Source organism: Cytobacillus sp. QJM3NY_8, assembly GCF_056173585.1.
Genome location: NZ_CM149681.1, coordinates 4,235,120 through 4,248,588, shown reverse-complemented (window position 1 = coordinate 4,248,588; position 13,469 = coordinate 4,235,120). Strand labels below are relative to the sequence as shown.

Annotated in this window: 12 protein-coding genes, 1 tRNA gene and 1 other annotated feature; all 13 genes read left to right on the top strand. The window is 42.7% G+C overall.

Annotated elements, in window-relative coordinates; all coding sequences use genetic code 11:
* Positions 1 to 13: 13 nt before the first annotated feature.
* Positions 14 to 238 carry a helix-turn-helix domain-containing protein gene (locus tag AC0VZ9_RS21845; RefSeq protein ID WP_009333184.1) on the top strand — a complete coding sequence of 75 codons (225 nt, stop codon included), beginning with the start codon at positions 14 to 16 and terminating at the stop codon, positions 236 to 238.
* A gap of 158 nt (positions 239 to 396) precedes the next feature.
* Entirely contained in the window at positions 397 to 855 is a 459-nt protein-coding gene (locus AC0VZ9_RS21840; RefSeq protein ID WP_009333183.1) for a MarR family winged helix-turn-helix transcriptional regulator, read from the top strand.
* A gap of 10 nt (positions 856 to 865) precedes the next feature.
* Positions 866 to 1,660 carry a glutamate racemase gene (gene racE / locus AC0VZ9_RS21835; protein ID WP_019383254.1) on the top strand — a complete coding sequence of 265 codons (795 nt, stop codon included), beginning with the start codon at positions 866 to 868 and terminating at the stop codon, positions 1,658 to 1,660.
* Between the two features lie 281 nt (positions 1,661 to 1,941).
* Complete coding sequence (gene recQ / locus AC0VZ9_RS21830; protein ID WP_251174731.1) at positions 1,942 to 4,083, top strand: DNA helicase RecQ; 2,142 nt, start codon at positions 1,942 to 1,944, stop codon at positions 4,081 to 4,083.
* Between the two features lie 170 nt (positions 4,084 to 4,253).
* On the top strand, positions 4,254 to 5,321 hold the full coding sequence (locus tag AC0VZ9_RS21825) for a GerMN domain-containing protein (RefSeq protein WP_475396725.1): 1,068 nt from the start codon (positions 4,254 to 4,256) through the stop codon (positions 5,319 to 5,321).
* Positions 5,322 to 5,496: 175 nt separating this feature from the next.
* Positions 5,497 to 6,267 carry a ribonuclease PH gene (gene rph, locus AC0VZ9_RS21820; protein WP_009333179.1) on the top strand — a complete coding sequence of 257 codons (771 nt, stop codon included), beginning with the start codon at positions 5,497 to 5,499 and terminating at the stop codon, positions 6,265 to 6,267.
* 1 nt (position 6,268) lies between these two features.
* Entirely contained in the window at positions 6,269 to 6,880 is a 612-nt protein-coding gene (locus AC0VZ9_RS21815) for an XTP/dITP diphosphatase (RefSeq protein WP_019383251.1), read from the top strand.
* A complete protein-coding gene (locus tag AC0VZ9_RS21810; RefSeq protein ID WP_019383250.1) occupies positions 6,877 to 7,395 on the top strand; it encodes a metallophosphoesterase in 519 nt (172 codons plus the stop codon). Before AC0VZ9_RS21815 ends, AC0VZ9_RS21810 begins: the two co-directional genes overlap by 4 nt.
* Before the next feature lie 144 nt (positions 7,396 to 7,539).
* Positions 7,540 to 7,616: transfer RNA gene (locus tag AC0VZ9_RS21805), tRNA-Arg, on the top strand.
* A 467-nt stretch (positions 7,617 to 8,083) separates the two neighbouring features.
* Positions 8,084 to 8,339: a binding site (T-box leader), on the top strand.
* An 80-nt stretch (positions 8,340 to 8,419) separates the two neighbouring features.
* Entirely contained in the window at positions 8,420 to 10,141 is a 1,722-nt protein-coding gene (gene ilvB, locus AC0VZ9_RS21800) for an acetolactate synthase large subunit (protein ID WP_217032755.1), read from the top strand.
* Positions 10,138 to 10,656 carry an acetolactate synthase small subunit gene (gene ilvN, locus AC0VZ9_RS21795; protein WP_009333175.1) on the top strand — a complete coding sequence of 173 codons (519 nt, stop codon included), beginning with the start codon at positions 10,138 to 10,140 and terminating at the stop codon, positions 10,654 to 10,656. The genes ilvB and ilvN overlap by 4 nt, the downstream gene beginning before the upstream one ends.
* A 239-nt stretch (positions 10,657 to 10,895) precedes the next feature.
* Positions 10,896 to 11,918 carry a ketol-acid reductoisomerase gene (ilvC, locus tag AC0VZ9_RS21790; RefSeq protein WP_019383248.1) on the top strand — a complete coding sequence of 341 codons (1,023 nt, stop codon included), beginning with the start codon at positions 10,896 to 10,898 and terminating at the stop codon, positions 11,916 to 11,918.
* Positions 11,905 to 13,449 (top strand): 2-isopropylmalate synthase, encoded by a 1,545-nt coding sequence (locus AC0VZ9_RS21785; protein ID WP_009333173.1) that lies wholly within the window; start codon positions 11,905 to 11,907, stop codon positions 13,447 to 13,449. Before ilvC ends, AC0VZ9_RS21785 begins: the two co-directional genes overlap by 14 nt.
* The last annotated feature ends 20 nt before the right edge of the window (positions 13,450 to 13,469 follow it).

Sequence of the window (13,469 nt, the reverse complement as noted above, 5' to 3'; positions counted from 1 at the left end):
AGGGTTACAATACTTGAAGGAGAATGAATATACTCACAAGCCGTTACTCACCAAACGAGAAAGAGAAGTATTCGAATTGTTAGTACAAGATAAAACAACAAGGGAAATCGCTGGTGAATTGTTTATAAGTGAAAAAACGGTTCGGAACCACATTTCCAATGCCATGCAAAAGCTTGGTGTAAAGGGGCGATCACAAGCTGTTGTAGAGCTCCTTCGAATGGGAGAGCTAGAACTTTAATTTAGACCGGCTATCCTTCTGGGAAGCCGGTTATCACATTTATAAAGGGGTTTTTCATTATTGGTTTTATTTCTATCTTGAAATTTATACGGAAAAAGGTGAAAATAAATGCACAAGGGCAGAAAACGTCGTATAAGCTTAAATGGGAGTGTTTAAGAATGAAGCTTGAAGATCCTAAAACAAATGAAATAAATGATGTTGTAGCTGAAATTGAGAAAGACTTAAGATACATATCCGGCATTATCAAGCAGAAGGGAAGGGAAATTCTAAGTGATTTCACCATTACCCCTCCTCAGTTTGTTGCATTGCAATGGCTTTTTGAAGAAGGCGATATGACCATCGGTGAGCTATCAAACAAAATGTATCTTGCATGCAGCACGACAACAGATCTTGTTGACCGAATGGAGAAAAACACCCTTGTGAAGAGGGTTAAAGACCCAAATGACCGAAGAGTGGTCAGGATCCACCTGCTTGAAGAAGGAGAACGGATTATTGAAGAAGTTATAAAAAAACGCCAGGATTATCTAAAAGAAGTTTTAAAAAATTCTTCACATAATGAGGTCTTGTTCCTAAAAGATAACTTAATGAAATTACACCATGATATGCGAGGAGAATGAGGCGGTACTTGTGAAACAACCTATAGGAATTATTGACTCCGGAGTCGGAGGCTTAACAGTCGCAAAAGAAATCATGCGGCAGCTGCCAAATGAAGATATTGTTTACCTTGGAGATACAGCCCGATGCCCCTATGGCCCCCGGCCTGGAGACGAGGTAAAATCTTTTACCTGGCAAATGACGAAATACTTGCTTGAAAGAAATATTAAAATGCTGATCATTGCCTGTAATACTGCTACTGCTGTAGCCCTTGAAGAAATACGCAGGGAACTCACGATACCGGTTATCGGTGTCATTTTCCCTGGGGCCAGAACAGCTATAAAAGTAACAAAAAATCATAAAATTGGTGTCATTGGCACAGAAGGCACAGTCAGAAGCAAGGCATATGAAAATGCGCTGATTCAGTTAAACAGGAGATCTGATGTGCATAGTCTGGCATGCCCTAAATTCGTTCCTCTTGTAGAGAGCGGGGAGTATGAAGGCTCTGTTGCCAAAAAAATCGTGGCTGAGACTCTTCAGCCTATTAAAGGCAAAGGAATGGATACACTCATTCTCGGGTGTACCCATTATCCTTTATTAGAACCAATTATAAAAAATGTAATGGGAAAAGACGTAAATGTCATCAGTTCCGGTGAGGAAACAGCAAGGGAAGCAAGTACCATTCTGCATCACTATGGAATGCTAAAAGCTGTTGCTGAGAACCCTGAATATAAATTCTGCACAACGGGCTCAACAGCCATTTTTTCTAAAATTGCTTCAAAATGGCTGGGGTCTCCCGTAAATACCGTAGAAAAAATATCGCTTTAATAAATGCAGACATCTTCTGAACTTTTTCAGAAGGTGTTTTTTTAAGATAAGTATAAAATTTTGAACGCGGATAACTGTCTAGCTCCAGCGCCTTGCCCAGCCCCTCGAGGTGAGGCCCCCAGGATGGGGGTCATGCAGACGTTGCCACAGGACGTGGCGTTCTTAGTCTGCGTTCCTTCGCGGGCAAGGCGCTTCCGCTTTTCTTTTAGGATTACATTTTAAAAAAGCTTTGGTATCATGAGAATGATAGACAAATTATATTAGTTGAGTTGGTGATCAATTTGCTGGCACAAGCCGAAAACTATCTGAAAAAATATTTTGGATATACCTCTTTCCGCCCTGGCCAACAGGATATTATTCAAAATATCCTTTCTCAAAACAATACTCTTGGCATTCTCCCAACTGGAGGCGGAAAGTCAATCTGCTTCCAAATACCCGCTCTTGTACTCCCCGGAACGGCCATTGTGATCTCTCCCTTAATTTCCCTGATGAAAGATCAAGTAGATGCTCTTAGCCTTGCCGGCATCCCGGCTGCTTTTATCAACAGCACGCTGTCTTCAGCTGAGTATCAGCATGTTATGGCCGGAATACGCAATGGTGAATATAAGCTCGTGTATGTGGCGCCGGAACGATTTGGTTCCATGGCCTTTTTGGAATTATTAAACGATATTTCAATTAGTGCTATCGTCTTTGATGAGGCGCACTGCATCTCTCAATGGGGACATGATTTCAGACCAAGTTATCGTTCCGTTGTCGAAGAGCTAAACAGCCTGTACCAGAAACCTGTAATCGCTGCTTTGACAGCAACAGCAACACGTGACGTCGCAGAGGATATTCGCAGGCTTTTAAACATAGGAGAGGAACATACGTTTATTACCGGTTTTGCAAGGGAGAATTTATCTTTCCACGTTTTGAAAGGTGTTAACAAAAGGGACTTTATATTGCAGACCATAAAGAAACATAAAAACGAAGCGGGAATTATATATACTTCAAGCCGCAAGGAAACGGACCAGCTGTACCAATTTTTAAAAAGCAAGAACTGCTCAGCTGCCAAGTATCATGCAGGCTTAAAGGAAGAAGAACGAAAAGAAGCACAGAATTCCTTTGTATACGATGAATCAGACATTATGATCGCCACGAATGCTTTTGGAATGGGGATTGATAAATCCAATGTCAGATTTGTCATCCACTATAATCTTCCGCGGAACATTGAAGCCTATTATCAGGAAGCGGGGAGGGCTGGCAGAGATGGCGTGGATAGTACATGCTACCTGCTGTTTGCCCCTCAGGATATCCAGCTGCAGAAGTTTTTGATAGAGGAGAGCAGTCTGAATCAACAAAAAATGGAGCAGGAATACAGCAAGCTAAAGGATATGGTGAATTACTGCCATACAGAAAAATGTCTCCAGTCCTATATCATTGAATATTTTGATGAAAATGCCGATCCTATTCGATGCGGCAAATGCAGCAGCTGTCTGGATGAACGGACAAGCATGGATATTACTCAGGAAGCATTAATGATTTTCTCATGCATTAAGCGGATGGGAGAAAGATTTGGCATTACTTTGACAGCCCAGGTTTTAAAAGGCTCCAATAATAAGAGAATCCGCGAAATGAATTTTAATAAACTTTCAACATTTGGATTGCTGAAAAACCGCAAAGAAAAAGAGATTGCTGATATGATAAACTATCTTCTGGCCGAGGACTATCTGGCTTTAACAGATGGGAAATATCCAACAGTAAGGCTGTCAGCCAGTGCGGTTCCCGTGTTGAAGGGGCAGAAAAGATTATTTATGAAAATAAGCGAACCGGTGCCTGTTCAGGAAACAGATGAAAACATTGAGCTCTTCGAGATGCTGAGAAAGCTCAGGAAAAAGTTTGCAGATGAGGAAAATGTCCCTCCTTTCGTAGTATTTGCTGATGCATCATTAAAAGAAATGAGCCGGTATTTTCCAGTCAGCAAGGAAATGATGTTAAATATTAAAGGTGTAGGGCAAATGAAGTATGAAAAGTATGGGGAAGACTTTATCCAGGCTATCAGAGAGTTTGCCGAAGAACATAATATTTCGCCTAATCCGGCTGCAGAAGCACCTTCAAAAACAGAGGAACCAATAGATGATCGCCCAAGCTACCTGATTTCCTTTGACTATTACAAGGATGGAGATTCAATAAGAGAAATAGCCAAAAAGCGAAATTTCTCACCGATAACAATTCAAGAGCATATATTTCGCTCTGTCAGAGAAGGCAATGTAATTGACTGGTCAGAAATATTCAATGAAACTGAAGAAAAGCTCGTTTTACAGGCTGCTGAAAAAGCTGGAAGAGACAAACTTAAACCAATCAAAGAAGAACTTCCGGAAGAAATAGATTATTTTAAAATCAAAGCCGTCCTGGTAAAAGATGAACTGCAGAAACAAATATGACAAAGAAGCTCCTTATGGGGGCTTCTTTTTTAATGGATGCCATTTCAAACCTTTCTTTCGGTTTGTCCAAATTTGTCAAAAATCTATTAACACTTTTATCCCAAAAGCCGGTCTAAATTTCAGATAGGCTCGTATACATGTAGTACAAACTGTCTCAGGGGGGATTATGTATGTCTATAAATAAAAAAACGTCTATAGTGTCAGCTGTGCTGGTATCATCTGTTCTATTATCAGGATGCGGATTGTTCGGAAGCCAGGGGAAGGAAAAGGTCGATCCGCCAAAAGCAGTATCTTATACCGATGAAGGCGAGAGTGTAGCCGAAGAAACAGCTGGAAAAGAAACAGCCGAAAATGAAGAGGGTGTTACGGCAAATCTTAAAACAGAGCTTTACTTGATTGATAAGAACGGGTATGTCGTTCCCCAGACTATTGACTTGCCAAAAACTAATTCAGTTGCTACACAGGCGTTAGAATACCTGGTAGAAAACGGTCCTGTTACAGAATTTCTTCCTAATGATTTCCGTGCAGTCCTTCCGGCTGATACAAAAGTTTCGGTAAATATTAAAGATAAAGTTGCAACCGTCGATTTTTCAAAAGAATTTAAGGAATATGCTAAGGAGGATGAAAAGAAAATTCTCCAATCAGTAACCTGGACACTTACACAATTTGATTCCATTGATAAAGTTAAGCTGACATTAAACGGACATGAATTAAAGGAGATGCCTGTGAATGGCACTCCGGTCAGTTCGGCGTTAAGCAGAGCCAATGGAATAAACATGGATACAACGGAAGTAGTGGATATCACGAATACGAAGCCGGTTACCGTTTATTATCTGGGCGGGGATGAAGAAAACTATTATTACGTGCCTGTCACCAAGCGTGTCAGCAATGATATGGACAATAAAGTTGAAGCGGTTGTATCCGAACTGATAAAGGGGCCGAACTATGCTTCCAATCTGGTGACAGACTTCCTTCCGGATGTAGAGCTGCTTGAGGCTCCAAAAGTTGAAGAAGGAAAAGTCACATTAAACTTCAATGAGAATGTTTTCAGCAGCTTCGAAGAGAAAATGATTTCCAAGCACTTGCTGAATACACTTGTCCTTTCACTGACAGAACAAAAGGGCATCGAAAGCGTGGCTGTCACAGTCGATGGCAAAGCAGAGATTGTCAATGAGGATGGCCAAAAACTATCTGAGCCTGTAACCCGTCCTGAAAATGTGAATACAGAAAGTTTTTAATAGAGCAGATTTTGTTATACTATATAATAACAGGAAAAAGAGGTTGGCATTTAATGCCGCCTCTTCTTTGTTGGTAAAATGAAGGCATGCCAATGTACCTGGACAAAAACATACTTAGGGCGATGCTCTGGATAAATTATTTTTTTACATATGGAAAAGAAGGGGGAATCAGCTTATGCGTGCAGATGGACGTGAACCGAAGCAGCTTAGGCCTATACATATTGAATCAGATTACTTAAAGCATCCTGAGGGCTCTGTGCTTATAACTGTGGGAGACACGAAGGTGATTTGCACAGCAAGTATCGATGAGAGGGTCCCTCCTTTTATGAGGGGACAGGGGAAAGGCTGGATAACAGCTGAATATTCCATGCTTCCAAGAGCAACCGAACAGAGAAACATCAGGGAATCGGCAAAAGGGAAAATCTCAGGTAGAACAATGGAAATCCAGCGTCTGATCGGCCGTGCTCTCCGCGCAGTGGTGGATCTTGATGCGCTTGGCGAAAGAACGGTTTGGCTTGATTGCGACGTAATCCAGGCGGATGGAGGGACCCGGACAGCATCTATTACAGGAGCCTTTGTCGCTATGTCACAGGCGATGGATAAACTGTACAGCAGCAAGAAGCTTGCTCACTACCCAATCAATGATTTCCTTGCTGCCACAAGCGTGGGAATTCTTAAAAATAAGCAGGCTGCAGTGGATTTGAATTATATTGAAGACTCCTCAGCGGAAGTAGATATGAATGTCGTTATGACTGGCAGCGGTGAGTTTGTGGAGCTTCAGGGAACGGGAGAAGAAGCGACTTTTTCTTATACCCAGCTGCAGGAAATGCTGGGTGCTGCACAGGAAGGGATATCAGAGCTGTTTGAGTTTCAAAAGGCTGCGCTTGGAGAGAAAATCACAGAAAGTATTCTAAGTAAAAGAGAAAAGCTGGAGGGGAGGTCATAGCATGCAGGAAGTGATTATCGCTACTAAAAATGCAGGCAAAGCCAGAGAGTTTGAACGGATGTTCAAACCTCTTGGGTATGAAGTTAAAACGCTGCTGGATTATCCTGATTTTCACGATGTAGAGGAAACAGGAAGCACGTTTGAAGAGAATGCCATTCTGAAAGCGGAAGCCGTTTCTGAAGCTTTTGGAAGAATGGTAATTGCCGATGATTCAGGATTGATCATTGATGCGCTTGGAGGAAAGCCAGGCATCTATTCAGCCCGCTATGCAGGAGAAGAAAAAAACGACCAGAAAAACATGGAAAAGGTTCTGGATGAGCTCGAAAGTATTCCGGATCATAAGCGGCAGGCGCGGTTCTATTGTGCTCTTGCAATCGCTGCACCCGGAAAAACTACTGTAACAGTTGCAGGAACTTGTGAAGGCCATATCTTAAGAGAAAAAAGAGGGACTAATGGATTTGGCTATGATCCTATTTTCTTTACAGAAGAAAAAAACAAAGCAATGGCTGAATTAATGCCGGAGGAAAAAAGCCAGATCAGCCATAGGGCGAATGCTCTCAAAAAGCTGGAGGAGCTGCTTCCTTCTTTTGTGACCGGAGCTGAGAACTCATGAAGGTTCTGATAGTCAGTGATAGCCATGGGTTAACCTCTGAACTCAGCCAAATCCGCGAAATGCATCCTGATATGGATTTGATGATTCATTGCGGAGATTCTGAGCTTCAGGCAGATCATGACTCATTAAGAGGCTACGCTGCTGTAAGAGGAAATTGTGACTTTGAGGCAGCGTTCCCGGAGGATAGAGTAGAAGAAGCTGGGGGACTCCGCTTTTTCGTCACACACGGCCACAGATATTCCGTTAAGTCTACCTTAATGAATCTATCATACAAGGCACGTGAAATGGAAGCAGATATCGTATGCTTTGGCCATTCACACGGTCTGGGAGCTGAAATGTCCGATGGGATATTATTTATTAACCCCGGAAGCATATGGCTGCCCAGAGGAAGAAAGGAAAAAACATATGTCATACTGGAAGCCAGGGGAAAGGATGTTACACTGGATGTGTATGACTTATCTAATGGGAAAATTCCTGAACTGACACAAAATTTTTCACTGGTAAAAAGCGAGTAATTTGAATATAATAACTGAGGGAAGCCAGTCTTCCCTCAATAATAAAAAAATATCTTACAAAGTGTTGACTTCTTAACATTTGTTTAATATAATAAATCTTGTCGTTGAGTTAATTAATCTCAATCAAGAAAAAATATTCAATACGTCCCAGTAGCTCAGCTGGATAGAGCAACGGCCTTCTAAGCCGTCGGTCGGGAGTTCGAATCTCTCCTGGGACGCCATTTACACATCTGGCAGCACTACATATCTTACCGAATTCTTACTCACCTTTTTGGTGAGTTTTTTTATTTTTAATTTAGTTTTAATAACAGTAGTCTGCCAGTGGAACCTTCAGTACTTAAGCCATTTTAAAACCTCTTAAATTTAAACCGATTTCAGCTGTCATACCCCTTCATAAAAAAATTATCTAAAATTTTTTTGTCCCAGAGAATGTGAATATATCAACAATGTAAGCGGATACACAAAAACAGACTAATCGAAATTATCAAATAATTCATAAAAAGGGTGTTGACGGCTGATAAAAATGGGCGTAAGATAGTCCTCAATATAAGAAATTCACACCTTTAAGTTAAATAGAATTATAACCTTCATCTTAGTGAAAACATTCTTGTAATAAGCTTCTTGGGTTTTTTTTATTTAATAATTCAACGGTTTAAAGCGTTAGTGTAATGAGGTTGAAATCAGAATATGAAAAGCGTAGAAGAGGATAAGTAGTTTTATGACAGGCATTCACAGAGAGCCGGACCTGCTGAAAACCGGTAATGCCCTCTTAAAATGAACTCACCTCTGAGCGCAGTCCTGAAAGATGATCGATTAGGGGCTGCCGGGTGTTCTTCACCCGTTATCAAAACGGACAGCATTTGGCTGTTCATGAGTGCACGCACTATAAGCGTGAATCAGGGTGGTACCGTGGAACAGGTTATCAAAGCCTTTTCATCCCTTATACCTACAATCGATAGGTGTCTTTAGGGGTGGAAGGGCTTTTTATATTGGAATTATATAAACATGAGGAGGTTATCAACAAATGCTGCAGGAAGCTGCCTTAACAGAAACAAAAACGGAGACACATCCTGTCACCGGTGCTGATCTGTTATTAAGAGCCTTGGAGAAAGAAAATGTTGAAGTGATTTTTGGTTATCCTGGAGGAGCTGTTCTTCCACTCTACGACAAACTGTATCATTCAGAGATTCTTCATGTGCTGCCGCGTCATGAACAGGGAGGAATTCATGCTGCTGAAGGGTATGCCCGGATATCTGGAAAGCCGGGCGTTGTAATTGCCACTTCAGGCCCAGGAGCCACTAATATTGTTACCGGGCTTGCGGACGCAATGATGGATTCACTTCCGCTGATTGTTTTTACAGGCCAGGTGGCAACGGGAGTCATTGGATCAGACGCCTTTCAGGAGGCAGATATCCTGGGGATAACCACTCCAATTACAAAATACAATTATCAGGTCCGCAGCATTGAAGATATCCCGAGAATTGTTAAAGAAGCTTTTTATATAGCTTCAACCGGCAGGCCAGGACCAGTACTGATCGATATACCTAAAGACATCGCTGCGGGAGTTTCAGATCAGCCTGAGGAAGAAAAGGAAGTGAATCTGCCGGGATATCAGCCGACATTAAAACCAAATTACCTGCAAATAAGGAAATTAACTGAAGCGGTCAGCCGATCGAAAAAGCCTGTCATCCTGGCTGGTGCGGGCGTGCTTCATGGAAGAGCATCCAAAGAATTAAAAGAGTATGCGGAGCAGCAGCAAATTCCTATTATTCACACACTCCTGGGCCTCGGCGGGTTCCCGGCAGATCATCCATTATTTATCGGAATGGCAGGGATGCATGGCTGTTATGCAGCCAATATGGGACTTACAGAATGTGACTTGCTGATAAATATTGGAGCCCGATTTGATGACAGATTAACTGGAAACTTACAGCATTTTGCACCACATGCAACAGTCGCCCATATTGATATTGATCCTGCTGAAATCGGCAAGAACGTTCCGACTTCCATTCCGATTGTCGCAGATGCAAAAGAAGCTCTAGAGCAGCTGATTCTGCAGGATGGAAAACCGCCGGCCCATAAAGAATGGATGGAAACCATCATGGGGTGGCAGGAGGAATATCCATATTTCTATGATAAAGAGTCTGGACGATTGAAGCCCCAGAAAGTCATGGAAATGCTTCATTCAAAAACGGAAGGGAATGCCATCGTCGTAACAGACGTAGGACAGCATCAAATGTGGGCAGCCCAATACTACCGCTTTAATAAGGCAGACAGGTGGGTGACATCAGGAGGGCTTGGTACAATGGGATTTGGTTTCCCTGCCAGCATCGGAGCTCAGCTGGCCGACCCGGAAGCATGCGTACTCGCTATTTGCGGAGATGGAGGGTTCCAAATGTCAACGCAGGAGCTTGCCATTATACAGGAAATGAACCTGCCGGTGAAAATTATCATTTTTAATAATATGGCCCTTGGCATGGTCCGGCAATGGCAGGAGATATTTTATGAATCCCGTTTCTCTCACAGCAAAATTCCAGTACAGCCATCATTCGTAAAATTGGCAGAAGCCTACGGAATAAAAGGATATGTCATTCAATCTGAAGAAGAAGCTGAAGAGTTATTGGATGAAGTGCTTCATAACCGCGAACCAGTACTTATCGACTTCCGGGTGGATCCGGATGAAAACGTGTATCCGATGATTGCGCCTGGAAAAGGACTTCATGAAATGGCAGGTGTAAAACCATGAAAAGAGTCATATGCCTGACTGTTATGAATCGGCCGGGTGTGCTAAACAGAATCACGAATTTATTTTCTAAAAGAAACTTTAATATCGAAAGCATTTCAGTTGGGCTGTCTGAACATGAAGGGATGTCGCGCATCACTTGTGTGGTCCATGTTGAGGACTCCAGTGCCAGTGAACAAATTACGAAACAGCTAAACAAGCAAATCGATGTGATAAAAGTGACTGATATCACGGATCAGTCGATAGTGGCAAGGGAGCTCGCCCTCATAAAAGTTCAGGCGGTCCCTTATACAAGAAATGAAATATACTCTTTGATTGAACCTTTTAGAGCTTCTGTCATAGATGTCAGCAAGGATAGCATGACTGTTCAGATTACAGGTGAATCTGATAAAGTAGAAGCTTTCATTGAACTTATTAAACCTTATGGAATCAAAGAGCTTGCCCGGACGGGAACAACGGCATTCCCAAGAGGAACACAGCGTACTTCCCAGCAGTCCAAATCATATTCAATTGTTTAATTATTAATTACTGAGTTGATTGTAGCGGAAGGTGCGAGACTCCTGCAGGAGTAGCGGGACAGGTGAGACCCCGCAGACGCGCAGCGTCGAGGAGGCTCACCGCCCGCCCGCGGAAAGAGAGCAGCCTGGAGCGGAAATCAACGGACAGCATTGATAAAAGAAACACTACAATTTATACGAATAGAGCCAAAAATTAATTATAAAAAATAATAAATTTTAATAGGAGAGGGAGATAAAACATGGCAAAAATGTACTATAACGGAGATGCAAATGCAGCTTATTTAAACGGAAAGAAAGTAGCGGTTATCGGATACGGTTCTCAGGGACATGCGCATGCGTTAAACATGAGGGACAGCGGAGTTGAAGTTGTAATCGGCCTTAGAAAAGGGAAGTCTTGGGATAAAGCAGAAGAAGACGGCTTCCAGGTATATTCGGTCGCTGAGGCTGCTGCACAGTCTGATGTAGTGATGATCTTATTGCCGGATGAACTCCAGCCAAAAGTATACAAGGAAGAAATTGAACCGAATCTATCAAGCCAGGCATTAATGTTTGCTCATGGATTTAACATTCATTTTAATCAGATCGTGCCTCCAAAAGAGTGTGATGTACTGCTTGTAGCACCTAAGGGACCAGGCCATTTGGTCAGAAGAACATATGAACAGGATGCAGGTGTCCCAGCACTGTTTGCAGTCCATCAGGACGTAACGGGAGAAGCGAAGGAACTGGCCCTTGCTTACGCTAAAGCCATTGGATCTCTTCGCGCAGGTGCATTAGAAACAACGTTTAAAGAAGAAACCGAGACAGATCTATTTGGCGAACAGGCAGTGCTATGCGGCGGGTTGACTTCTTTGGTGAAAGCAGGATTTGAAACTCTTACAGAAGCTGGGTATCAGCCGGAACTGGCATACTTTGAATGTCTCCATGAGCTAAAACTCATCGTTGACCTTATGTATGAAGGCGGTTTGGAAGGAATGCGCTATTCCATCTCAGATACTGCTCAATGGGGAGATTTTGTCAGCGGCCCGCGGGTAGTAGATGCAAGAGTGAAAGAAGAAATGAAGGCAGTTTTGAAAGATATCCAGGAAGGCAATTTTGCTAAAGGCTGGATTTTGGAAAACCAGGCAAATAGACCGGTATTCAATGCCGTAAATCAGAGAGAAAATGAGCATCCGATCGAGCAGGTTGGAAGAGAGCTTCGCAAGATGATGCCGTTTGTCAATAGCAGCAAGAAGAAAGAAGTGGTCGTAAGTGCGAACAATTAAGATATTTGACACAACCTTAAGAGATGGCGAACAATCGGCCGGTGTAAACCTTAACTTTTCCGAAAAGTTAGAAATTGCCAGACAGCTGGAGCGCTTGAATGTTGATATTATTGAAGCTGGTTTTCCTGCAGCGTCAAAAGGTGATTTTGCTTCTGTTCAGAAAATTGCCCAGACTATTAATAATTGCTCGGTCACAGGCCTGGCGAGAGCAGTTATCTCTGATATAGATGCCGCATGGGGAGCATTAAAGGACGGGGCTGAGCCAAGGATACATACATTCCTGGCAACCTCTCCGATTCACAGACAATATAAGTTAAAGAAAACGAAAGAAGAAGTGGTTGAAACAGCAGTTGAAACAGTTAAGTATGCTGCTTCAAAGTTCCCGATCGTCCAGTGGTCTGCGGAGGATGCTACCAGGACGGAATTGCCTTTTCTTGCTGAAATAATTGAAAAGGTCATCCAGGCTGGGGCGACGATCATTAATATACCGGATACTGTGGGATACACAACACCGCAGGAATATGGAGAGATTTTTCAATATTTAAGAAATCATGTTCCTTCTATTGATAAAGTATCCTTATCAGCTCATTGCCATGATGACTTGGGAATGGCCATAGCTAATTCCCTTTCAGCTATAGAAAATGGAGCAACACAGATTGAGGGCACTATCAACGGGATTGGTGAAAGAGCAGGAAATGCGGCATTGGAGGAACTGGCGGTAGCCCTTTACATCCGAAATAATCATTATCAGGCTTCCACCCGTCTGAATCTTCAGGAAATCAGCAGAACGAGCAGCCTGATCAGCAAGCTGACAGGCATGGTGGTACCAGCCAATAAAGCGATTGTCGGAAGAAATGCTTTTGCACATGAATCAGGAATACACCAGGATGGGGTACTGAAGGAAAAAACAACTTATGAAATTATTTCCCCTGATCTAGTCGGATTCCAATCCAATTCCATGGTGCTTGGAAAACACTCTGGACGCCATGCCTTTAAAAATCGTCTGAGTGAACTGGGGCTTGAAGTAGCAGATGAAGAAGCAAACCGGCTATTCACAGTTTTCAAGGATTTGGCTGACCGCAAAAAAGAGATGACAGACGATGACCTTGCAGCCATTGTACTTGAAGAGAAGCTCTCCAAGGAACAACGATTCTATGATTTGATCGGAATCCAAATTCAATATGGCACGAACTCTGTTCCAACGGCAACTGTTACTCTGTCAGGATCAAATAACGAAGTGATCCAGGAAGCCGGTACTGGAGCAGGAAGCATAGAAGCTCTGTATAACACATTGGAAAAATGCTTGAATGGAACAGCTAACCTTCTTGATTACCGCATTCAATCCGTAGGGGCAGGTAGAGACGCTTTAGCTCAGGTTTATGTAAAGCTGAACTACGAAGGAGTGGAAACCAGCGGCCGCGGATTGGCCCAGGATGTGCTCGAAGCTTCCTCAAAGGCTTACTTGAACGCTGTTAATAGAGTGATATATATGAAAGAAAAAGCACAGGCGCAAGCGGTAGAGGCGAATTAATAGAAGCTCCTGTTCCTCCC